Annotated in this window: 31 protein-coding genes and 1 tRNA gene; 17 read left to right on the forward strand and 15 right to left on the reverse strand. The window is 36.8% G+C overall.

What is annotated here, in order from left to right; genetic code table 11:
• Positions 1-6: 6 nt before the first annotated feature.
• From FGL31_RS16625 to FGL31_RS16640, 4 genes are all read left to right on the forward strand, one after another.
• Positions 7-603 (forward strand): DUF1735 domain-containing protein, encoded by a 597-nt coding sequence (locus tag FGL31_RS16625; RefSeq protein ID WP_138093076.1) that lies wholly within the window; start codon positions 7-9, stop codon positions 601-603.
• Positions 575-1,336 (forward strand): hypothetical protein, encoded by a 762-nt coding sequence (locus tag FGL31_RS16630; protein WP_138093079.1) that lies wholly within the window; start codon positions 575-577, stop codon positions 1,334-1,336. Before FGL31_RS16625 ends, FGL31_RS16630 begins: the two co-directional genes overlap by 29 nt.
• A gap of 73 nt (positions 1,337-1,409) precedes the next feature.
• The gene (locus FGL31_RS16635; protein WP_138093082.1) at positions 1,410-2,099 is read left to right on the forward strand and encodes a PKD domain-containing protein; all 690 of its coding nucleotides are present in this window, start codon (positions 1,410-1,412) and stop codon (positions 2,097-2,099) included.
• Positions 2,092-2,445, forward strand: coding sequence for a discoidin/SUN/FTP domain-containing protein (locus tag FGL31_RS16640; protein ID WP_171017716.1), 354 nt, complete (start codon positions 2,092-2,094; stop codon positions 2,443-2,445). The genes FGL31_RS16635 and FGL31_RS16640 overlap by 8 nt, the downstream gene beginning before the upstream one ends.
• 85 nt (positions 2,446-2,530) lie before the next feature.
• Here the strand turns inward: FGL31_RS16640 and yajC are convergent, their stop codons facing one another.
• The 7 genes from yajC to FGL31_RS16660 are packed head-to-tail and all read right to left on the reverse strand — an operon-like array spanning position 2,531 to position 5,398.
• A complete protein-coding gene (gene yajC / locus FGL31_RS16645; RefSeq protein ID WP_099371134.1) occupies positions 2,531-2,845 on the reverse strand; it encodes a preprotein translocase subunit YajC in 315 nt (104 codons plus the stop codon).
• A 27-nt stretch (positions 2,846-2,872) separates the two neighbouring features.
• Positions 2,873-3,064: a DUF1573 domain-containing protein gene (locus tag FGL31_RS29125; protein WP_317131146.1), complete on the reverse strand. Its 192-nt coding sequence runs from the start codon at positions 3,062-3,064 to the stop codon at positions 2,873-2,875.
• Positions 2,997-3,317, reverse strand: coding sequence for a DUF1573 domain-containing protein (locus FGL31_RS16650; protein WP_232046874.1), 321 nt, complete (start codon positions 3,315-3,317; stop codon positions 2,997-2,999). Before FGL31_RS16650 ends, FGL31_RS29125 begins: the two co-directional genes overlap by 68 nt.
• A gap of 10 nt (positions 3,318-3,327) precedes the next feature.
• Complete coding sequence (nusB, locus tag FGL31_RS29130) at positions 3,328-3,681, reverse strand: transcription antitermination factor NusB (protein ID WP_317131043.1); 354 nt, start codon at positions 3,679-3,681, stop codon at positions 3,328-3,330.
• 19 nt (positions 3,682-3,700) lie between these two features.
• Positions 3,701-4,279 carry a hypothetical protein gene (locus tag FGL31_RS29135; RefSeq protein WP_317131044.1) on the reverse strand — a complete coding sequence of 193 codons (579 nt, stop codon included), beginning with the start codon at positions 4,277-4,279 and terminating at the stop codon, positions 3,701-3,703.
• A gap of 47 nt (positions 4,280-4,326) precedes the next feature.
• Positions 4,327-4,488 carry a Rossmann-fold NAD(P)-binding domain-containing protein gene (locus tag FGL31_RS29140; RefSeq protein WP_317131045.1) on the reverse strand — a complete coding sequence of 54 codons (162 nt, stop codon included), beginning with the start codon at positions 4,486-4,488 and terminating at the stop codon, positions 4,327-4,329.
• Positions 4,469-5,398 carry a Glu/Leu/Phe/Val family dehydrogenase gene (locus tag FGL31_RS16660; protein WP_317131046.1) on the reverse strand — a complete coding sequence of 310 codons (930 nt, stop codon included), beginning with the start codon at positions 5,396-5,398 and terminating at the stop codon, positions 4,469-4,471. Before FGL31_RS16660 ends, FGL31_RS29140 begins: the two co-directional genes overlap by 20 nt.
• Before the next feature lie 147 nt (positions 5,399-5,545).
• On the opposite strand from FGL31_RS16660, the gene FGL31_RS16665 reads away from it, so the two are divergent.
• The 7 genes from FGL31_RS16665 (at position 5,546) to FGL31_RS16695 (ending at position 11,399) form a co-directional block, all read left to right on the forward strand.
• Complete coding sequence (locus FGL31_RS16665) at positions 5,546-7,318, forward strand: ABC transporter ATP-binding protein (protein WP_138093088.1); 1,773 nt, start codon at positions 5,546-5,548, stop codon at positions 7,316-7,318.
• 98 nt (positions 7,319-7,416) lie between these two features.
• Positions 7,417-7,698 (forward strand): hypothetical protein, encoded by a 282-nt coding sequence (locus FGL31_RS16670; RefSeq protein WP_138093091.1) that lies wholly within the window; start codon positions 7,417-7,419, stop codon positions 7,696-7,698.
• A gap of 83 nt (positions 7,699-7,781) precedes the next feature.
• Complete coding sequence (locus FGL31_RS16675) at positions 7,782-8,093, forward strand: DUF3857 domain-containing protein (protein WP_171017717.1); 312 nt, start codon at positions 7,782-7,784, stop codon at positions 8,091-8,093.
• A gap of 13 nt (positions 8,094-8,106) precedes the next feature.
• Positions 8,107-8,310 carry a hypothetical protein gene (locus tag FGL31_RS16680; RefSeq protein WP_138093097.1) on the forward strand — a complete coding sequence of 68 codons (204 nt, stop codon included), beginning with the start codon at positions 8,107-8,109 and terminating at the stop codon, positions 8,308-8,310.
• A gap of 181 nt (positions 8,311-8,491) precedes the next feature.
• On the forward strand, positions 8,492-9,391 hold the full coding sequence (locus tag FGL31_RS16685) for a DUF3858 domain-containing protein (RefSeq protein WP_138093100.1): 900 nt from the start codon (positions 8,492-8,494) through the stop codon (positions 9,389-9,391).
• A complete protein-coding gene (locus tag FGL31_RS16690; protein ID WP_099371140.1) occupies positions 9,388-11,289 on the forward strand; it encodes a DUF3857 domain-containing protein in 1,902 nt (633 codons plus the stop codon). The genes FGL31_RS16685 and FGL31_RS16690 overlap by 4 nt, the downstream gene beginning before the upstream one ends.
• A gap of 36 nt (positions 11,290-11,325) precedes the next feature.
• Positions 11,326-11,399: transfer RNA gene (locus tag FGL31_RS16695), tRNA-Ala, on the forward strand.
• A 464-nt stretch (positions 11,400-11,863) separates the two neighbouring features.
• On the opposite strand, the gene FGL31_RS16700 is transcribed toward FGL31_RS16695, so the two are convergent.
• From FGL31_RS16700 to glmM, 7 genes are all read right to left on the reverse strand, one after another.
• Positions 11,864-13,312: an IS1182 family transposase gene (locus tag FGL31_RS16700; protein ID WP_138091549.1), complete on the reverse strand. Its 1,449-nt coding sequence runs from the start codon at positions 13,310-13,312 to the stop codon at positions 11,864-11,866.
• A gap of 143 nt (positions 13,313-13,455) precedes the next feature.
• A complete protein-coding gene (gene rpmA / locus FGL31_RS16705; RefSeq protein WP_094256038.1) occupies positions 13,456-13,722 on the reverse strand; it encodes a 50S ribosomal protein L27 in 267 nt (88 codons plus the stop codon).
• A gap of 44 nt (positions 13,723-13,766) precedes the next feature.
• Complete coding sequence (rplU, locus tag FGL31_RS16710) at positions 13,767-14,078, reverse strand: 50S ribosomal protein L21 (RefSeq protein ID WP_099367640.1); 312 nt, start codon at positions 14,076-14,078, stop codon at positions 13,767-13,769.
• Between the two features lie 113 nt (positions 14,079-14,191).
• The gene (locus tag FGL31_RS16715; RefSeq protein ID WP_099371627.1) at positions 14,192-14,842 is read right to left on the reverse strand and encodes a hypothetical protein; all 651 of its coding nucleotides are present in this window, start codon (positions 14,840-14,842) and stop codon (positions 14,192-14,194) included.
• Positions 14,843-14,883: 41 nt separating this feature from the next.
• A complete protein-coding gene (locus FGL31_RS16720) occupies positions 14,884-15,336 on the reverse strand; it encodes an RNA polymerase sigma factor (RefSeq protein ID WP_232046875.1) in 453 nt (150 codons plus the stop codon).
• 94 nt (positions 15,337-15,430) lie between these two features.
• Complete coding sequence (locus tag FGL31_RS16725; RefSeq protein WP_099371629.1) at positions 15,431-16,363, reverse strand: hypothetical protein; 933 nt, start codon at positions 16,361-16,363, stop codon at positions 15,431-15,433.
• 227 nt (positions 16,364-16,590) lie between these two features.
• Positions 16,591-17,946: a phosphoglucosamine mutase gene (gene glmM, locus FGL31_RS16730; RefSeq protein ID WP_138093103.1), complete on the reverse strand. Its 1,356-nt coding sequence runs from the start codon at positions 17,944-17,946 to the stop codon at positions 16,591-16,593.
• A gap of 190 nt (positions 17,947-18,136) precedes the next feature.
• On the opposite strand from glmM, the gene FGL31_RS16735 reads away from it, so the two are divergent.
• Positions 18,137-18,736 carry a phosphatase PAP2 family protein gene (locus tag FGL31_RS16735; RefSeq protein WP_099371631.1) on the forward strand — a complete coding sequence of 200 codons (600 nt, stop codon included), beginning with the start codon at positions 18,137-18,139 and terminating at the stop codon, positions 18,734-18,736.
• Positions 18,733-19,515 carry a ZIP family metal transporter gene (locus FGL31_RS16740; protein WP_138093106.1) on the forward strand — a complete coding sequence of 261 codons (783 nt, stop codon included), beginning with the start codon at positions 18,733-18,735 and terminating at the stop codon, positions 19,513-19,515. The genes FGL31_RS16735 and FGL31_RS16740 overlap by 4 nt, the downstream gene beginning before the upstream one ends.
• Positions 19,516-19,566: 51 nt before the next feature.
• On the opposite strand, the gene FGL31_RS16745 is transcribed toward FGL31_RS16740, so the two are convergent.
• Positions 19,567-20,040, reverse strand: a complete 474-nt coding sequence (locus FGL31_RS16745; RefSeq protein WP_099371633.1) for a MarR family winged helix-turn-helix transcriptional regulator — start codon at positions 20,038-20,040, stop codon at positions 19,567-19,569.
• 106 nt (positions 20,041-20,146) lie between these two features.
• Here FGL31_RS16745 and FGL31_RS16750 point away from each other — a divergent pair, with 106 nt between their 5' ends.
• The 4 genes from FGL31_RS16750 to FGL31_RS26285 all read left to right on the forward strand — a co-directional run bounded on the left by FGL31_RS16750 (position 20,147) and on the right by FGL31_RS26285 (position 22,490).
• A complete protein-coding gene (locus FGL31_RS16750; protein WP_138093109.1) occupies positions 20,147-20,386 on the forward strand; it encodes a FeoA family protein in 240 nt (79 codons plus the stop codon).
• Positions 20,386-21,117, forward strand: a complete 732-nt coding sequence (locus FGL31_RS26275) for a FeoB small GTPase domain-containing protein (RefSeq protein ID WP_232046876.1) — start codon at positions 20,386-20,388, stop codon at positions 21,115-21,117. Before FGL31_RS16750 ends, FGL31_RS26275 begins: the two co-directional genes overlap by 1 nt.
• Positions 21,118-21,196: 79 nt before the next feature.
• Positions 21,197-21,526, forward strand: coding sequence for a hypothetical protein (locus FGL31_RS26280; RefSeq protein WP_232046877.1), 330 nt, complete (start codon positions 21,197-21,199; stop codon positions 21,524-21,526).
• A complete protein-coding gene (locus FGL31_RS26285; RefSeq protein ID WP_232046878.1) occupies positions 21,501-22,490 on the forward strand; it encodes a nucleoside recognition domain-containing protein in 990 nt (329 codons plus the stop codon). Before FGL31_RS26280 ends, FGL31_RS26285 begins: the two co-directional genes overlap by 26 nt.
• Positions 22,491-22,497: the final 7 nt, after the last annotated feature.

Genomic DNA, 22,497 nt, shown 5'->3' on the forward strand with positions numbered 1-22,497 from the left:
TAGATTATGAAGACCATGTTTAAATTATTCAAGTATATATACATACCTATTCTTTGCTGCTTAACCTTAATTAGTTGTAAGGATACGGCATTGGAAGATTTCAGTATTAAGCCAGGTTCAGCAACGACCGTCGGCTCGGGGGACATTGCAGGTGGAATTACGAAAACCAATGAGCAAGTTACAGTGCCTGTAAGCATAAAACTGAGCACTCCAGCGACAAAGGCTTTTGATGTAAACCTTGCCGTAAACCAAAAAGCAGCTGCTGACCATATCAAATCAAAAAATCTTGGCAGTAATTATATAGCTGTTAAAGCTGAATCTATTTATTTACCAAATAGTGCAAAAGTAAATTTTGGAGCTGATTCAACAGTTTTTAGCCTCACGATTACAAGAACAGAAATTGAAAAATACTTCGGCAAAAATGTAGTGATTGGATATGATATTACCAATGCTGGAAAAGGAAATGCGATCGATAAAAACAATGCCACAGGCGTCATAATTTTAAAAGTAAATGATTTGATCACCGAATCAGATATTCACTTTCTTTCGCTAATAAATGGTGCGGGGATGGTTTTTGGAAGCAAAAAACCAAGTAAACTATGAAAGTTCATCATCTGGACTAACCATTCCAGTAGGTATCACTCTGGCAAGTTTTCCAGGCTCAGCATTTACTGTTGATGTTGCAACAAGAACGGACACAATCGCTAAACTAATCAGTTCAGGAGTATTACCAGCAAACACTGTTGCTCTTACTCCTGAACAATACACTATTACAAATAAAGTACAATTCGCCAGCAATGCTAAAACCTCTAGCTTGGAGCTAACTGTCCCTTGGTCGGTTATCAATCAGAATTTAGACAAAAAACTTGCAGTGATGGTGGAATTAACCAACTCTACCTTACATGTAATCAATCCAACGAAAAACTATAGCATCCTACTTATTGATTCAGAAAATGTAGTTGAAGTTGATGTGACCAATGATGCAGTGTTCTCCGTGAGTAGAGATAATACTAGCAATGCAAATGAGAATTCTCCTAAATTAATAGATGGCAATTACAACTCTAAGTTTCTTTTAGGAGATTTTGTAGACTTGGAAGCAAAATTAGTGTACACCGAGGCTCAAAAAATTGGTGCTTACACCCTTACCTCAGGAAATGACGCACCAGAAAGAGATCCAGCAGAATGGGTTCTATATGGATCAAATGATGGAACAACTTGGGAAGCATTGGATACTCGCAGAACGGAAGTATTCAACGCCAGAAACGAAACCAAAAGATTCAATATTGAATTCCCGAAAGCATACAAACAGTTCAAAACTACACATCGAAAGAACTAGAAGCAGTAGTTTGTTCCAAATGTCTGAATGGAGAATGGTCAGAATTCCTTAACAAAACCTAGAATTAGAAATTATGAATTTAACTAAATATGTATATGTCTGTTTCTTATTTGTACTGTTGTTCAGTTCCTGTAAGAAAGATGATGAAGGTGTTCCGGAAATAATTGAAACGGAACCAAAACCAACTGCTGCTTTTACATTTGCATTGGTGAACCAGAATGACCCGTTTACTTATAAATTCGACAATAAAGCCACGAATTACAAAGAAACTAGATGGTCTTTTGGAGATGATAGTACTTCTTCAACGGTGGCTCCTACCCATACTTTCCTGAATACAGGAACTTATGTTGTCAAGATGATTGCCTTAAATGGTGATGGTTATTGGGCTCAGCGCGAAGAAACAATACGTATATCAGCAGCAAACTTAATTAAGGTCAATACCAAAACAGTAGGATCTGGAAAACTAAACCTTTCGTTCGAAACTCCAATGGCTGTTAGTAAGACCGAATGGAAAGATGGCTATAACAATAACTCCCCTGTTTTGAGTTCGGAGAAAACTATAGACCTTGAATTTGAACCCGGTGCATTTAAAGAAGTTCAGTTGAAATTGACAACCTCAAAAGGTTCGGAAGCAGCTTTGAATCTCTTTGTTTCAGAATTGGGCTTGATTAAAGATGTTACGACTTTTGAAAATTCATTCTCAGTTTCTCACGAAAACAGTGGCGGACCAGATGCTGGAGAGGGATCTAAAAAAAATGATTGATGGAGATATCACAACTAAATTATTCGTTGGTGGGGTAAATGGAAATATGAAATGGACTTTCACTTTTGATGCGCCTCAAATTGTCAATGGATATAGCATGACCTCGGGAAACGATGCTCCTGACCGTGATCCTAAGCGTTGGATTGTAGAAGGTTCAATCGATGGAGATACATGGGTGAAAATTGATGAACGCTCTGAAGAGTTCTGGGAATCAAGAAGACTTTCAAGAACTTTCTTATTTACTAACAAAGTGCCTTACAACTATTATAGATTCTCCATGCTAGAATTAAATGGTGGAAGCAACTTCCAAATGTCAGAAGTAAGAATACTAGAAATTCCACAATAAAAGATCCATAAAAAAAGAGCTGCAGGTTTGCAGCTCTTATCTTTTACCGTACTCAGTCTAAATACTAAATACTTTCTACTAAATACTATTTAACTTCTGTAGTATTCAAAGCTTTTGAAGCTTCCAAAGAAATAGCAGTTTTGTCAAAACGGATTTTAACACCGTTACCAACATCTACTAGGAAAGTCTTGTCGCTAACCTCTACGATACGGCCATGGATACCAGCTGTAGTTACAACTCTTGAGTTAACACCTATTTCTTCGATATATTTTTTGTGTTCTTTTTGCTTCTTCATTTGTGGTCTAATCATAAAGAAATAGAAAACCACAATGATCAATACCATAGGAATAAGTTGAGTAAATCCACTTCCTCCTGCCTGTAATAAAATTGTTGAAATCATCTGTATATTATAATTTATAGTTTACTTTTAGATTGCTTCGACAGTACCTTTCAATTGAACTGTTGTAATGTTTGACTCTGCATTTGAAGCAATTGTAATAATTTTCTGTTGTTGGCCAACCTGACCTGCACTATTGAATTCTACGGTTATTTCACCTTCTTTTCCTGGTAAAATCGGAGTAGTTGTATAAGTAGGGCGTTGTACAACCGCAACTCGCAGAAACTTGTGACAAGATCACCGGACTAGTTCCTGTATTCTCGAACTTAAAAACATGCTTCACGACCTCTCCTTCTTTGATATTTCCGAAGTCATAAACAGTTTCTTTAAAATCCATTTTCCCAATTCCGTCATTACTATCAGCTGTTGCTGAAGTCGTGTTTTCTGTTGTATTTCCTTCAGAATTTTTAGCCCCTTGGTTACAAGAAGCGAAGAATACTGTTGCCGAAAGGCACGTTAAAATTAGTTTCTTCATTTTTATAAGTTTAAGCGATCAATCCTCGACCCTCTTTCTTGATTCTCCTTTGTGAAGTAAGGTCGGCAAGAATCTTATCTAAGATACCATTTATAAAGGTACTACTTTTTAGTGTACTGAAAGACTTAGAAAGCTCGATATATTCGTTAATCGTAACCTTTACAGGGATTGTAGGGAAATTAATCAATTCAGTGATTGCCATTCTCATCAATAAGTTATCCACCAAAGCAATACGGTCTGATTCCCAGTTCTTGGTTTTAGCAGCAATCAAATCTTGGTATTCATCACCATACTTGATCGTTAACTTTAAAAGATCGATAATGAAATCCTTGTCTTCAATCCAGCTAGGGGTAAGATCCGCCAATTTGTTTTTTGCCGGAACCTCAGAGCTGAAATTTTTTGAAAGTCTTGGCAATCATTGCCTGTAAGACCTCCTTATCTACTTGCCAGTTGATGAAACGCTCATCAATGGCTTGTTCAATATCAGGAGATTTAAGGATAATTTTCTTAAAGATATACTTGATGATGTCTTTTTCTGCTGAAATAGAACGATCTTCAAGGTTCAGGTATTCTAAATAGGCTTCAGAATCTTTTAATTGAGAATAAATCGAACGAACAATCTCAGGATCATAGTTCCAATCTACTTTGTATCTCTTTACTTTTTCCAAATATTCCCTGTTTTGTCTCAGAGAATCAATAAAAGTATTACTGTTTAGCTTTGTTGAGGTAAAGTTTTTGTCTTTATCCGAAGGTATCCACTTATTGGCAATACCTTCCACATCGATAAGTACGTATTCAGCCACTTCATCCAGTAGATTTAGTGTCCAGATATACATCTCATCAACTTCTTCAACACTTTTGAGAAGACTTTTCTCAAAATTCACGATGTTTTTGTCTTCTGACAAGCTGTAGGCATACAATGTCTGCATGACCTTTACCCGAAGGTGTCTTCTATTTAGCATAATTTAATGAAAGAACGAATATTTAATAAAGAACGATATTATACTATTTATTTTAATTTCTTCATGTCCTGAATACGCTTTTCAGCTAATTCTTTAGCGGCTTGATGAGTAGAAATATTTTCTTCTTTTGATTTTTGGATAACGTGTCTTGTCGCTGTATAAATATAACGGATAAGGTGATCTGTGCGATCAGCACCGTAACCTTCCAATTCCGAAAAAACAACTGATCAAAGCTCCCGCATTGATCAAGAAATCAGGCGTATAAAGAATATTGTTTTCCTTTAATAATTCTACCGTTTTTTCTTCTTCCAATAATTGGTTGTTTGCAGAACCTGCAATAATCTTACAACGCATACGCGGAACCGTATCTGGATTTACTGTACCTCCCAAGGCACAAGGTGCATATACATCTGCATCTAGCTCAAAACTAGTCGAATAAGTAATAGGTTCAGCTTTATATTTAGCTGCGATTTTCATCTTACGCTCTTCGGTCATGTCTGAAACATAAACTCTAGCATTCTCAGCACGCAATAAGGAAACTAAGTGCTCCCCTACGCTACCGACACCCTGAACTGCAATTTTACGGCCAGCCAAGTTATCATCTCCGTATAATTCTTTGATCGCCGCTTTGATACCATAATATACTCCTTTAGCAGCAAATACCGTCGTATCACCAGAGCCATTCAAAGAAGTTGGTAAGCCTGCAACATAATCTGTCTCTGCATGAATGTATTCTAAGTCTTTTTGAGTCGTACCAACATCGATAGAAGCGATAAAATTACCGTTCAAACCATTGATAAACCTACCGAATCGACGCATGAGAACTTCTGATTTCTCAGTTCTGTTGTTTCCGATAATAATAGCACTACCTCCACCTAGATTAAGTCCTGCAAGGGAAGCTTTATAGGTGATAGCTTTTGACAAACGTAGCGCATCTTCGATGGCTTCGGCCTCAGTAGCATACGGCAACATACGGACCCCGCCAATAGCAGGACCTAAAGTAGTGTCGTGAATAGCCACAATAGCCTTCAAACCGACTTCCTTATCATTACAAATGAAGATATTTTGATGGTCAGAAACGCGCATCAAGTCAAATAACGAGGTAGAATCTCTTTGCATAAACAAACAAAATTAACAGGTACAAAATTAGTAAATTATTTAGTTCTTTAGTGAAAAGCCGTAAAATATTCGATTTGAAACAAACTATTGACATTATCACAACTTTAACCCCTAGTTTATTGAAAATTATCCATTATTTTTGTTGAAATGAAGGAACTATCATACCTCAATAAATTTTTCTATAAATACCGTTGGCGAATTATACCTGGTGTGATATTCGTTATTATCTCGAATTACTTCGGAATTCTACCTGCACAAGTAATCCGTGAAGCCTTCGACCTAGTAAAAGAAAACATTGATCTTTATAGACTCTACGACGGGTTTGATCGACAATCAATCATCTATGAGGTCTTCAGTAAAAGTCTGCTCTTCTTCGGTATCGTAGTATTGGTATTGGCACTTTTAAGAGGAATATTCCTCTTCATGATGCGCCAAACATTGATCTTGACCTCTCGACATATTGAGTATGACATAAAAAATGAAATCTACCAGCACTACCAACAGTTGGATTTTGCCTTTTATCGCAAAAACAACACCGGAGATTTAATGAACAGAGCTACTGAAGATGTCAATCAAGTACGAAATTATTTGGGGCCCGCAATTATGTATGCCATCAATACAGTTGTATTGTCAATAATGATCATTTACGCCATGTATAATGTTAATGCAACATTAGCGACATACTCACTCCTACCCATACCTATTATTTCTGTCATTATATTATTTGTCAACAAGGTCATTAATAGAAGAAGTGAAAGGATCCAAAGACAGTTATCACATCTTTCTTCTTTTGTCCAGGAAACATTTTCCGGAATCCGCGTAGTAAAAACCTATACGCGTGAGCAGGACAAAATGAAAAATTTCAAGATGGAGAGTGATCGCTATAAGGATATCAACTTAAATCTAGTTAGGGTTCAAGCCATATTTTTTCCATTAATAATTTTCTTGATTGGTTTCAGCACCATTCTTACTGTTTATGTAGGGGGACTTGAAGTGCAGGACGGAAACATCACAGCAGGAAATATTGCCGAATTTATTATCTATGTAAATCAGTTGACATTCCCTGCTATGTCCTTAGCTTGGGTTACGTCTCTAGTACAGAGAGCTGCAGCATCACAGAAACGTATAAACGAGTTCCTGAATACAAAATCAGAAATTAAAGAAGGAAACTTAGAAATCGAATTGAGAGGTGATATAAAATTAAAGAATGTCTCTTTCACCTATCCTGATACTGGAATAAAAGCAATAGACAATGTAAGTTTCCATATTCCTGCAGGACAGACCATGGCAATTATAGGAAGAACAGGATCTGGAAAATCAACATTAGCAAATTTATTGATGCGAATGTTTGATGTAGATCAAGGTGAAATCCTTTATGATAACCATAACATAAAAGATTTTAATTTGGAATCATTACGTGAACAGATTGGATTCGTCCCTCAACAGGTATTTTTATTTTCTGACACGATAGCACGCAACATCGCCTTTGGATTAGATGCTGTGGATATACAAAGAGTAGAACAAGCGGCCAAAGATGCTGTTGTATACGACAATATCCTCGGATTTGACGAAGGTTTCGAAACCCATATTGGAGAACGCGGAATAACCCTATCAGGCGGACAAAAACAAAGAGTCTCCATCGCTAGGGCGCTGGTGAAAGATCCGAAAATATTAATGTTTGACGATTGTCTTTCTGCAGTAGATACCAAAACTGAAGAAGAAATATTACATAACCTAAGCAAAATTATGGAAGGTAAAACTTCCATCATCATAGCGCACAGGATTTCAACCATAAAAAATGCGGACCATATCATTGTCTTGGATGATGGAAAAATCATTGAAGAAGGCACCCATGAACAACTGTTGGGGATGGGCAGGGAATACGCATCATTATACGAAAAACAATTGTTGGAAGCTTAAAATTTACCTTATAAATATTTATCAAAATAATTTGATTTGGCCATAGTTAAATCAGATGTAAAATATTTACATTTGACTAAAATTATTACCAAATCATTATGAAATCTATTTTATTGGGTCTTTGCATGGTATGTGCAAACCTAATGGGATACGCACAGGACAATCCGCTCCCTAAGTTGGACTTGGGCTTATTCTCTACGGACCACAAGCAGATCGATACATCTGCACATGCAATCGTTTTACATGAACATGGTAGAACCGAACTTGAAGTAATCGAAGCTAATCGAGGACTCATGGTAGTCACTAAAGTCTTTGTCCGAAAAAAAAATACTGGACAAAGATGGTGTAGATGCAGCCAATATAGAAATCCCTCTTTATAAGTATGGTAGTGACATGGAATATGTCCGGGAAATTAAAGGCAAGACCTTGAATTTTTGAAAAAGGAAATCTACAAACAGATGAATTGAAAAAAGAAGCAATATTCACTGATAAGGTATCTCCGTATTCCGAGAAACTCAAATTCACACTTCCCAACATAAAAGATAATTCAATCATTGAATATTCTTATACCATTATCTCTCCTGCAGTCAGAACATTTCGATCCTGGTATTTCCAATCTGAATATCCTGTCTTGCACAGTGAATATGTAGCTGTTATTCCATCCTCTTTTGAATATAATGTCAACCTGAAAGGATATTATCCACTCGCTGATCAAAAAATCATCAGTGCTGAACAAACATTTTGTACTGAATGGAGTCAGACAGGATTGTTCTAGAATGACCTACATCATGAAAAATGTGCCAGCATTTAAGGAAGAAGATTATATGCTAGCACCTGTAAATTTCATCAGTTCTATAAATTTTGAACTACGTACATATTTTGATCCCTCAGGACCACATACCAATTATGCTAAAAAATGGTCTGATATTGATATGGATCTGATGCAAGAAAAAGATTTTGGAGGACAAATAAAAAAACAAAGGCGCCTTTAAGGATATACTCCCAGGAATAATCGAAGGAAAAGATAACAAATTAGATATAGCAAAATCTATCTATTATTATCTGCAAAAAAATATTGTATGGAATGATTTCCTTGGAAAGTTCGCAGAAAATGGCATCAAAAAAGCACTGGAAACCAAAAAAGGTAATATTGCCGATATTAACCTAGGGTTAGTGGCGGCGCTCAATGCTGCCGAAGTGGAGGCTTATCCCGTTATTATTTCTACTCGTAACAATGGAATTCCAAGTTATATTTTTCCAGTAATGACAGATTTCAATGCTGTAATCTGTATGGCTAAAATAGATGGCAAAGATTATTTATTGGATGCATCTAAAAAATTCCTTCCATTTGGTGAATTATCTCTTAGTTCAATCAATGACAGAGGAAGGGTTATATTCTCTAAAAATCAATCTGATTGGGTCACGCTTGCAAACGCTGTACCGTCCAAGAAAAGCTATAACATTATGGCTAAATTAGACTCAACAGGTAAAATGAAAGGTACTATACGTGCTCAATACAATGGCCTCGACGCATTGATCAAAAGAAGTGAAATCGACTCCTATAACACCTTTGAAGAATATGAAGAAAAATTGGTAGAAGGTGTATCAAGTATACGTTTAATGAGTTCTAAAGTCGAAAATTTGGAAGAAGTTGAAAAATCTCTGATTGAAGTAATGGAATTTGAAATGGATATGCGTGATAATTATAGAGGCGACAATTTTATTCTGAACCCAATCATGTATGATAGGACTACCAATAATCCATTTAAATTAGATGAAAGGAATTATCCGGTAGATTTAGGTGCCCCACAAATTGAAGTCTTTAACATAAACATTTCCGTTCCTGTAGGATTCAACTTATCAAACAAACCCAAAGATTCGGCAATGACCCTGCCTGAAAATAGCGCCAAATATACTTTTAGGTCAATTTTTGATAACAACATTCTATTGTTACAACAAACTACAACATTGAACAAGGCTATATTTACACCTGAAGAATACTTCCACTTAAAGGAATTCTTTTCTAGGATCATTCAACAGCAAATGACAGATTTTCAATTTAAAAAGATATGATTAAAAAGTTAATCTTATTCAGCAGCCTTATTTTAATGGGTAGTAATTTGGCCATTGCACAATATGAGGTTTCAAACATCCCTAAAGAACTATTGAGCAGGGCATCTGCAACCTTTCGGGAAGAACAAAGAACCTTTAACATTATCAGCCCAAGTGAAATGGTGGAAACAGTAAGGTCGGTTATTACAGTTCATAATAATTCCGGAGATGATTATGCTAACATGATCCTTGGATATGACAAATCAAAACAGATTAAAAGCGTAAAAGGGGAAATCTTGGACGAAGATGGAAAGAGCATAAAGAAATTCGGAATCAAAGATTTCAAGGATTACAGCGCCTCAAGTGAAGGAACAATGTTTACCAATACAAGGCTAAAATCCTATTCCCCATATATTTCTTCTTACCCTTACACCATTATCTATGAATACGAAGTAAGACACAATCAAACTTTGTTCATCAGTTCGTGGCGCCCAGATTTTTATGGAGACTTATCAGTACAAAAGAGCAGCTATGAAATCTTGGCAGCACCAGACAATAAATTGCGAATCCTTAAGAAGAATTTAATTAAGGACGGAAAAGAGGAGATGAAAGGCAAACAAAAATCATATTACTGGGAAATCGAGAATATTAAAGCTGTAAGATCTGAACAATTTAGCCCAAACCGACATGAAACTGGAATGAGGGTATTCGTTGTTCCTGAAAACTTTGAATATTATAAACATCAAGGAAAAGTAAATGATTGGAACTCTTTTGGAGAATGGCTGAATACAGCATTATTAAAGGATAAAAGAGAACTACCTCCTGCTACTGTCGCAAAGGTTAAGGAAATATGTAAAGACTTGACTACGGACCGTGAAAAAGCAAAAGCCCTTTACGAATATCTGCAGAAAAAAACGAGATATATTTCAATACAGATTGGTATTGGTGGTCAAGAACCATTCCCAGCAAAAGATGTGGACCGATTGGGCTATGGAGATTGTAAAGCATTGGTAAACTACATGCAAGCTCTATTGGATGTAGAGAACATCCCTTCCTATTATTGCATTGTAGAAGCTGGAAATAGAAAGATGGATGTTGATCCTGAATTCGCAAACCTGGTAGATGGAAACCACATCATTCTATGTTTACCTTTTCAGAATGATACAACATGGTTGGAATGTACTAGCCAAGACCTCCCTTTCGGTTATTTAGGAGACTTCACCGATGATAGATTGGTCCTTGCTGTAACAGAGAATGGAGGAAAGATCATGCGCACAGAGGTATATTCTTACGACCAAAACCTTCAACATCGAAAAGGAACTTTCAAAATGGATAAAGATGGAAAGATAACTGGTGATATCAGAACAGAATTCTCTGGTGCCCAATTTGAAAATCATTTTTATAACATGAAAGAAATCAAGGACGAGCAAACAAAAAGGTTGAAAAGACAGTACGATGTCAATAGAATCCAATTCAATACGGTCAAATATACTATTGAAGAAAATGATAAATTAGCTTTGATAGAAGACCTTAATATTGAGGCCGACAACTTTGGAATTAAGAACAATGATAATTTCACCGTTTATCCAAACTTCCTCAACCGCAGCAGTGCGATTCCCGATTATCGCAGTCGCACAAATATTGTGAAGATTACTCGGGGTTATACTGACATTGACGAAACAGAAATTCAATTGCCTGATAATATATTGCCAGTTATTGTTCCTGCAAACAAAAAATTGGAAGTACCTATGGCATCTTACGAATTCACTGTCAAAATAAAAGATGGTAAGATGGTTTGCTATAGAAAACTTCAGATTAAAGAAGGTTCATACCCTGCTTCAAGTTATGCAGACTTCAGTAAGTTTATGCTCGATGTATCTCTGATGGATGGCACAAAATATAATTTAGCTTTCAAATAATACATTATTAAAATTGCAGTATATTTGCTGCAATTTGGGGGATTAGCTCAGTTGGCTAGAGCGCTTGCCTGGCAGGCAAGAGGCCACCGGTTCGAATCCGGTATTCTCCACGATTAAATAAAAATAGCAGAACGTGGTTCTGCTTTTTTTATTTAATCAGATGTGAGATGTGGGATGTGAGATTTGAGATATTTGAAAGGCAGGTCGTCAATGAGCAATCTGACCAATTTATCTGCACGCATAGAAGGTTGTCCTCACCAACTTGAAATATAAAACCTCTACTTCTTATAAAAGTTATCTCATATCCCATATCTCATATCCCATATCTCATATCTAATATCTATAAACACAAAAAGCCCGTCTGGAATTCCGAGGGCACTGAAAAAGTCTCAACTTTTTAATGAGATTTAAAGAAATGACTGAGTACAGGATTTATCTTACTCGGTCATTTTTGTTCTAAGGATTTCTGAAAATTTGTTTTTTAATGGTTTTATTGAAGGTTAATCGACCATGAGTGGCTATTTAGACTTTCAGAATCTCAAATCCATTGATTTTGAGGTAATATTCCTCCTTTTTAGATCAATTTCAGGATTCTTTTCAAGTTTACCGTGAAGATGGCCATTGCACCCTGCATTTCCATATTTTGGATGCCATAGGAATCTGCTCTTCCATAACCATGGACATTCTTGAGCTCACTGTTCTTTGCCTCGATCTTATACCTTTCCTTAGACTTGCTCCGGTAATGATAGGTTTGCTGGAAAGCCATCTGCTCTTTATGGAGTTCGGATTTAATGGTTATCGAATAGGTCTTTGTTTTTGACCCATCCTTATAACATCCTTCCCTGAGAGGGCAAACCTTACATCTATCCACATCGAAGTAATACGTGTCTGCTTGATTTTTACCTATGTTCTTTTTGCCCTGACGGGCCTTCCGGATTGCTAGATGGCCAGCCGGACAGACAAACATCCCCGCATCTTTATTGTAGTGAAAGTGATCGCTTTCTTTCCTGGATCCCTGGCTGACTGCCGGTTTCAATTTAGCGATGATATCAATGTTCTGTTCTTTTGCCAGCCGTAGATTGTCCTTTCCAGAATATGCGGCATCGCCTATAATCGTGTCCACTTCCATTCCATTCTGCTGGCTGATCTCCAATAATCGGGGCAGTTCCGGACCATCACCTTTCTCGCCTGTAGTAACGACCGCTGCTGTGATGATGCGTTCCTCGGTCATTGCCAGATGTGTTTTATAGCCAAAGAAACTACTGTCCATTGATTTATGTCCAAGTCTGGCTTCACCATCTTTTGAGAGCAGATAGTATTCCTTTGTGTCCTCGATGGTTTCTTTCAACAGGTTCAACTTCTCTTTTACAGCCGGTATTTCACTGATAGATTGATCCTGATCCAGCACTCTCTGTAATTCCCTGCAATAGGCAAGCTCTTGGTCCAGGTCGTTGGACTCGTTCTTTTGTGGTAGGCGCCCTTTGTAGTCCTCATCGATCTGATATATTGCTTTCCTCAACAGCTTGGATCGTTCCTTTAGCACTCCCTGTGCTGTGTATGGGTTCGATCTGGAATGGGTATGTGTGGCATCTACGATGATGGACCTTGATTTTATAATACCCTTTTCAAGAGCGATCGTTACGGTCTTATTGATCAACAGGTTCAACAGGTCCATGTCCTTTAACCGTAGCTTACGGAATTTGGTGAGCGAACTTGGATTGATCACATCCTCCTCAGGGGCCATTTCCAGAAAGTATTTAAAGGACATGTCATATCTGGAACGATCAACGACATCAACATCCGAAACGGTGTAGATCGTCTTTAACAGAAGGTACTTGAACATCTTGATGGGGCTCTCTGCTGTACGCCCATTGGTCTGGCAATACTTCTCCAAAAGTTCCTCATGTATGAAACTGAAATCGATAAGATCGTTGATTTTGCGAAGTAGATTGTCTTTTGGAACAATGATATCGTACAATCCCGAATAGGAACTGAACTGAATTTTTTGTTGGGTAGAAAGCATCCTGATGTCCGTTAAAGCCTACTTTAAGATACGAAAAAAGGAGCAGAAAACTGTTGTTTTCCACTCCTTTTTTTAGCCCATCCTAAAAGGGGACTTTTTCAGTGCCCACATAAAACAGGCTTTTCTATGTTTTTAAAAAATCCTTAGTTGTTTTCTTCTACTGGAAGAACTGAAACGTAAGATTTGTTGTTAGCTTTTTTACGGAATACTACTGTACCGTCGATTAAAGCATATAAGGTATGGTCTTTACCGATACCAACGTTAGCATCAGGGTTATGCTGAGTACCACGTTGACGTACGATGATGTTACCAGCGATAGCTTGTTGACCACCGAAAATTTTGATACCTAATCTCTTACTATGTGACTCACGGCCGTTCTTGGAACTACCCGCACCTTTTTTATGTGCCATTTCTTTATTCTAATTTATGACTTGCGTCAGATTAAAAAATTCGATTATAAACTGATACCAGTAATCTGGATTTTAGTGAAGTGTTGACGGTGACCGTTTTTCTTCTTGTAGCCTTTACGACGTTTCTTCTTGAAAACGATAACTTTTTCACCTTTCAAATGTGACAAAATAGTAGCTGAAACTTTAGCACCTGAGATACTTGGTGTACCTACAGTAAACTTACCACCGTCTTCTGCTAACAATACATTGTCAAATTCAATACTAGCGCCTTCGTCTCCTTGTAAACGGTGTACAAAAAGATATTGGTCTTTTGCAACCTTAAATTGCTGTCCTGCTATATTTACTATTGCGTACATTGTTATTTATTAAAATTGTTAATATTTAATGAGTCGCAAAGATAGAACTTATTTTTTAAATGAACAAAAAATATTATCTATTTTGAAGTATCCCAAAATAGATATTCCTATTTCTATTCTTCAGGTTTTAACAAGTCCAAAGTATGTTTTATTTGCTTCAAATAACGGCCATACATCATCTCAATCACCCACCTGAAAAGAAAAACCCCGCCAATGATAATAATTGCTTGAGAACCAAAATAGATTAAATTACTTGCTAAACCCGAAGACAACAGCCTACCTATAGGGTCTTGCTTTCCAGTGACCATTTCCAAATTAGCCGACATCACACCAATCGATAGCCCACAAACCAAGCCCATCACAAAAAACACAAAACACGAAGTATGATAAAAATCTATAAAATACCTCAACTCATAATAAAACCAAATCAGATTATCCCTGCTATCATAATTCAAGTGATATGATCGTCTATAAAACCTGAAAAATTTAACGAAAAAGTAGATTACCAATACAGAAATTAAAAAATAAAATGTATTCAAAGTAAACAAAATAACAGGATGAAAATCTAATTTTAGATTGACATATATCATACCTCCCAAGCTCATCACCGCCATTATTATAAGGGCATAGAAATCCTTCCTCATATTCGACCTAACCTTATCAATCGCATTATTCGATTTTTTCAAAGAAAGATTTATTTCTCCCAGATTCACTTCAGAATCACCTTCTCGCTTCCACGCATTTTTTAAATCGTCAAAATTCATAACCTTGCTTTTTAATGATTTCTTGTAACTTGTACTTGGTCCTATTCAGCTTGACACGAGCATTTTACTTCTGAAATACCCAACTGACCAGCAATTTCTCGATGAGAAAAGCCCTCTAGAAAGAAAAAGATTAAAGCCTTTTCAATCTCGTTCAATTGCTTAACCGCTTGGTAGAAATACGTCAGTTGTTCTTCTTTTTCGTGATGATCAGATTTGTCGATTACATCGATATCTTCAATCAGGCTGTCAGATTTCGGGGATTTCTTTTCTTTCTTGATATAAACCAACGCTGTATTCAACGCCACACGGTACATCCAAGTAGAAAACTTACTCTGTGCCTTAAAACTTCCATACGATCTCCATAACTGCAATAGCATCTCTTGAAATAGGTCTTCCCTATCAAGAGGATCATCCATATAAATTTTTGACAATTTATACAGGATACCTTTGTGATTTTCTACTGCTGATAAGAAATCTTTTTCGTTTATGTTCAAAGCCGATAGTTTACCAAATTCTATAAGTTAGTATAGAATGAGATAATTCGTTACATAAAAAAGAAATAATTTCTGAAAAAAGTGATTATTGAATTTAAATGGTCTTTATTTCTGTTTTGATTGGTATGTTTTGTTTCCAATTACCCTTCACTGTAGTTATAAAGCCTGTAGTTTTATTTTTAACAGTAATATCAAATGTACAAGCTCTAGATGCATAGGTGACCTCTCCAAAAACGGTCAATTTTGAGTTTGGAGCTACAACCTTATTGACAGGTGATTTACCATTTGGAATCAAGTGAGGAGTAGTAGTTGTCCATTTTTTGAACTTTACTTTTTCATCCCAATACGTAACACCTTGATACATCAGAGGTATCATTGAGATCAAAGAGTCTGGAGCTGGTATATAATCGAAGGTGCCTATTATTGGCGACGTAAATTCTGAAGTACTATTGACATTTACAAAATACTCTTGAATAGGAGTATTTAAAGCAATGGGATTGCTCGTATTGTTGGTAATAGTTTTAGCAGCTAAACGAATAGTATTTACTTGTAGACTATTCGGAGTTTCTTCCACTATCTTCTCAGTTACTTCATAATTGGCAGCAGTGCTTTGAGTGATTTCGATTTGCCTTACTGTATTCTCGTCTTTGATACCGATTAAAATTCGACGTGGTTCTTCAGAAAAATTCTCTGTCATGGAAACATAAAGCTTTGTAGGATCAGCAGCTTTTTTCTCCAGAGAAATAAATCCTTTAGAACAATCAACTCTGCCTACATTCCCTAAGGCCATGAGTTGCTGCCTAACATCCAACAATACCTGAGAAGGGTTGATCGTCCTTACATACTCTACTTTCCAGGACTCAGATTCCAATTGAATCTCTTGGTCTTTAAATCCAGTGTTGAATTGGATTTCTTGCAATCCTTTATCAACGATTACATTAGTGTAATCAGGGTCTTTCTCACACGATGAAAGACACAATACAAAAAAGATAATTAATAACCTTTGCAGGCAGAAATGGGTCTTCATGGCGAAATATTTTTAAATTATTCGCCAAATTTATTAAATACTATAATACGTTGTAGCTGAATAGCTTCAAAAATAAAAATATTCCTTAAAATAGAGAGTTATAACATCTATTTTGGCTTTGATTGTAACAACAAATTTTGTAAATAATAAATCCCTCAGAAAATTATTTCTCTGAGGGATTTATTTTATTATTAGTGGTTGTTAACCCACTATTTCTTGGATTTCATTCATGATTTTTGAGCAATGGATTCTGCTGCTTCTGGAGTAGGACCTTCAGAGTAGATTCGGATAATAGGCTCCGTATTTGATTTCCTAAGGTGAACCCATTCATTCGGAAAATCTATTTTCAAACCATCAATGGTCGAATGGTTTTCATGAGCATATTTTTCCTGCATCTTTGCCAATAGATTATCGATGTCCAATTCAGGAGTAAGGGTGATCTTATTTTTCGACATAAAATATTGAGGAAGTTCAGCACGGTATTCAGTTACTTTTTTTCCAAGTTTAGCTAAATGTGTTAGAAATAAAGCAACACCAACTAAAGAATCACGACCATAATGTGAGGCTGGATAAATAACGCCACCATTACCTTCGCCACCAATTACTGCATCTACTTCTTTCATCTTAGTAACGACATTGACCTCTCCTACTGCAGCTGCGAAATATTCACCACCATGTTTCTCCGTAACATCTCTCAATGCTCGGGTCGAACTAAGATTGGAAACCGTATTGCCCTTTTTCTGACCTAAGATAAAATCAGAAACAGCTACTAAAGTATATTCCTCTCCAAACAACTCGCCGTCTTCCATCATAAAAACTAAGCGATCCACATCCGGATCAACAGCAATACCCAGATCGGCACCATTATCTAATACGGCCTTTGATAAATCTGTTAAATGTTCTTTTAAAGGTTCAGGATTATGAGGAAAATGACCATTAGGCTCACAATGTATTTTATAAATTGTTTCAACACCCAGTGCTTTTAATAATTCTGGAATAAAAGTACCACCAGTACTATTTACTGCATCAACTGCAACTTTAAAGTTTGCGTTTTTAATAGCCTCAACATCGACAAATTCCAATGCCAAAACATCCTCGATATGTTTCTGAAGAAATGAATCATCTTTGGTTACAGTCCCTAATTGATCAACCTCCGAAAAATCAAAATTCAAACGCTCACCTAATTCAAGGACTTCCTTGCCTTTAGCATCATCAATGAACTCTCCTTTACTGTTCAGTAACTTTAGAGCATTCCATTGTCCAGGGTTGTGGGATGCAGTTAAAATAATCCCTCCCGCAGCATTTAATTTTGGAACCGCGATCTCAACAGTAGGTGTAGTCGACAATCCTAAATCGATAACATTTACCCCAATGCTCTGAAGTGTACCGATAACTAAGTTTGAAACCATCTCTCCAGAGATACGGGCATCTCTACCTACGACAATAGTTTTATTTTCCGCATTTTCTGTAATGATTTTTCCGTAAGCAGCAGTAAATTTAACAATGTCAACAGGTGTTAGATTATCACCTGGTTTACCGCCTATGGTACCCCGAATTCCTGAAATAGATTTTATTAATGCCATAAGTTCAATGTTTTTAACGCCGGTAAAAATAAAGGATTTAAATAATTATTAAGGATTTTTATTCTTTTTTTCCTTCTTATGTATATCTTTGTTGCAACTTTGTTTCGTTTACGATTCTAAGTAAGGTATTACATCTTATTTTTATAGATTTGGTTTAATTAAAAAAATTAGACTGTTCTATTGCAAAAATATGTTAGATAAAATAATTCAATTCGATCAAGATTTATTTCTATTAATCAATCAAGGACTCAGCAATATAGTTTTTGATTGGTTACTCCCTATTTTACGTAACCCTTACACATGGTCACCTCTTTACTTATTTTTGATCATTTTCTTTATCAAGCACTATGGCAAAACTGGGGTTCTTATTGTAGCCTGCACCTTGGCGACTTTTGGAATTTCAGACTCCATGTCTTCACACTTGATCAAAAAATCAGTAAAGCGTGTTAGACCATGCAATGATGTCGTGTTCAAAAACGAAGTTAATTTGCGCGCTCGCTGTGGATCTGGGTTCAGCTTTACTTCTTCCCATGCTACAAACCATTTCGCGATGGCATTTTTCTGGATTGTATTGTTCCGTCGCAAATGGAAACATACCTTATGGCTATGTATTCTATGGGCGGCTTCCATATCCTTTTCTCAAATCTATGTAGGGGTCCATTATCCGCTCGACATTCTCTGCGGCGCAATACTGGGAACTCTAATCGGATTGGGAACTGGCTATTTATTTAAAAGGTTTTATCCTAAATTTTTCGAACCCCAAAACCAACCAACAACATCACCTGCATGAGTAGTTTCTTGATCGTATCGATTTTATTTTTATCTGCATTACTGAGTGGTATAGCAGTGTTTTTTGTAAAACGTGACAACACTCAATTGTTAAAATTAGTATTGTCATTCAGTGGTGCATATTTGTTTGCAATCACTGTATTGCATCTTATACCTGAAGTATACCACAGTAACCAAACTCCAGGTGAAATCATTGGTTTATACATTCTCGGCGGATTTTTGTTCCAATTGATTTTAGAACACTTCTCACAAGGAATTGAACATGGCCATATTCATCATAACAAAGATGGACATCATCATCAAGCATTCCCTATTGCAATTTTAATCAGCTTATGTTTGCATGCATTTTTAGAAGGATTCCCTTTAGCATCCGGACATCGAAATGAATTGGTGTTTGGAATTGCAATCCACCATATTCCTGCTGCCTTTGCATTGGGGAGTTTGTTGATAGGTACAAGACTGAAAAAACAAACTATCGTGTTATTTATTGCTGTTTTTGCGGCTATGACTCCACTTGGCTTCTTGACAAGTAAGGGAATCAGCGCAGGAGAAATCGGAAATGTAGCACAATATTTTGATAAAATAATGGCAGTGGTAATCGGTATCTTCTTACATATTTCTACAACGATATTATTCGAGTCTGGCTCGGCAGATCACCATACTTTCAACAAAAAGAAAATGTTGGCCGTACTATTGGGAGTACTGGTATCAATGGCAAACTTTCTATTTGAAGGTCATGATCATTCGCACCATCATCATGGACCTTCAGAACAAAACTGAAGAAACCCACGACCACGAACACCATGATCATGACCATCATGATCATGAACATTAATAATCCAGGTCATCCATAACACCCCTGAACTTATCCAATAGTTCACTTAGCTTCAAGCAATCATCTACAGAAATGTTCTCTGGCAGGACATCGTCCAGCATCATGTCATTCTCGATTTCTTGAAGCAATTCTAATCCTTTGTCTGTGATTAACAGATCAACAGCGCGCTTGTCTATGCTGTTCTTTTCCCTAGACACAAGGCCTTTGCTTACGATACGATCCACCAACCTACTGATATCAGGGGTTTTGGTGAGTAACCTCTCCTTTAACAAATTGTTTGTAACAGGATCCGGATACTGCCCACGTAAAACACGCAACACATTGAACTGCTGCAGGGTGATTTGTTTGGCACCCGCCCTCTTCTCCAGCATCACGTTCAACCAGTTGTTTGTATAAATAATATTGATCGTTGCGCGATGCCAAGGACTAGCGAATTGCCTCACTTTAACCAATTCTTCGATCTTCGGCATATTTAATAATACATTAGTGTGACTTAATGCGCAATTTAAAAGATTTTAATTATTTATCTTTGCTAATATTGATTTTTTTTAAAAACTCATAAAAAATTGTCGTCGAATGCCGAATAATATTAGCCTCGATAAATTAAAAATCGGAGACATCGCTAAGATTAATGCTATCCAGTCAAATGAAATCCCCGCAAAATTCTATGAATTGGGCTTCTACCCAGGCTCCGTCATTGAAGTTAAGCACAAAGCCCCATTAAACGGCCCAATTTGCGTTAATGTAGTGGAAAACAACGCACTAATCGCAATCAGAAAATCTGAAGCAAAACTTATCACAGCAGTAATTATATAATGGAAAACCCTAATATTGTCCTGCTTGGTAACCCCAATGTAGGTAAAACCTCTCTATTCAATAGACTTACTAAATTAAACCAAAAAGTAGGTAACTACCCCGGTATTACAGTCGAAAAAAGAGAAGGTTCTCTGAAAGCAAATAACAAAACCTATCATATTATTGATCTCCCAGGAACTTATACCTTATTTCCAAATTCCCTCGATGAAGAAATAGTATTTAAGGTATTAAGTGAAAAGGAAAACAAGTTGACGCCAGACTTAACAGTCGTGGTTGCTGAACCTTCTACCATTAAAAGAGGGATAATCCTATATCAACAGGCGAGAGAACTGGGTTTACCAGCAATATTTGTGGTCAATATGATCGATGAAGCAGATAGCAAAGGCGTACATATCGACTTCCCAAGATTAGAAGCTTATCTGAAAACAAAAGTTTATCAAACTAATGCCCGAACAGGAAAAGGTTTGGATAAACTTATCTCTTCATTGGACGAAAAACCAGCGATTTATATCGGTAATTTCCAAATTCCAGAGAAATATACTGCGGCATTGGATGAAGCTAAAAAATTATTTCCTTTAGCTACTGAATACCTTACTTGGCAATACTTAGCTCAGGAAAATGTTTCCTATATCCCCGCTGATAAACAAAATGCATTAAAAGCAATCCGTGACAAATATCAGTTGGATACGCATGAAATGCAAAAAAACAGAATCCCTCATAAGGCACGATAAAATTTCAGCGGACCTTGAGGGGATATTAAATAAATCTGAAAATAAAACCCTCGACACAACATCCAAGATTGACAAAATCTTGCTGCATCCAGTCTTGGGATATGTTATTTTCTTTGGCTTATTGTTCTTGATTTTCCAAGCCATCTTCAGTTGGTCAGGTCCCTTGATGGATTGGATCGACGGCACTTTCGGAGAATTAACTGAATATTTAGCTACTGTGTTGCCAGAAGGCCCATTATCATCCCTGTTTATTGATGGTATTGTAGCCGGGATTGGCGGGATTGTAATATTCGTCCCTCAGATTGTAATTCTATTTTTATTCCTGTCCTTAATGGAGGAATCAGGATATATGAGCCGTGTTGTATTCCTAATGGACAGATGGTTTGAGACCTTTTGGACTAAATGGTAAATCTGTAATACCATTGATGTCCGGTGCGGCATGTGCCATTCCAGCGGTAATGGCAGCTAGAAATATTGAAAATCCCAAAGAACGTCTTTTGACCATGTTGGTGACACCATTTATGACATGTTCCGCAAGACTGCCAATATATATAGTTATAATTGGACTGATCATTCCAAATGACAGCTTCTTAGGATTCAATCTGCAAGGTATTACCCTGTTTATCATGTATATCTTGGGGATAGTAGGCGCATTGGCCTCAGCATGGATATTGAACAAGGTGATTAAAAGCATCAGATCATCGTTTTTGATTTTTGAGCTCCCAACCTACAAAATGCCTGATTGGAAAAATGTCATGACCAATGTTTGGGACAAAGCATCAGGTTTCCTTTGGGAAGCAGGTAAGATTATCTTGATGATATCAATCGTGTTATGGGTATTTGGAAACTTTGGACCTAACAGGAAGTTCTATGATGCCGAAGAAATCGTACAACAAGCAAACCCTAACCTTAGTGGTGATGAGTTGGAAATGGAAATCGGATCTTACAAATTAGAGCATTCATTCTTAGGATATATTGGAATGGGAATAGAACCACTGGTACGTCCATTAGGTTATGACTGGAAAATGGGAATTGGGTTGATTTCATCTTTCGCTGCTCGTGAAGTTTTTGTTGGTACCATGGCTGTAGTTTATAGCATGGGGCCTGATGTCGATATTGAAGATGAAGGTCAGAAATCATCTTTGTTGACTCGTATGCGTTCAGAAATTAATGCAAATACAGGTAAACCTGCCTATAATTTTGCTTCAGGAATATCGTTATTATTGTTTTACGCATTTGCAATGCAATGTATGGCGACCATCGGTGTAGTGCGCAAGGAAACAGGTTCATGGAAATGGACTTTAATACAAACCTTGTTCATGACAGGATTGGCATATGTTGCAGCATTAATTGCATATCAAATCTTAAAGTAATGAGTCT

Origin of the sequence: Sphingobacterium daejeonense (genome assembly GCF_901472535.1) — a bacterium.
GTDB lineage: Bacteria > Bacteroidota > Bacteroidia > Sphingobacteriales > Sphingobacteriaceae > Sphingobacterium > Sphingobacterium daejeonense.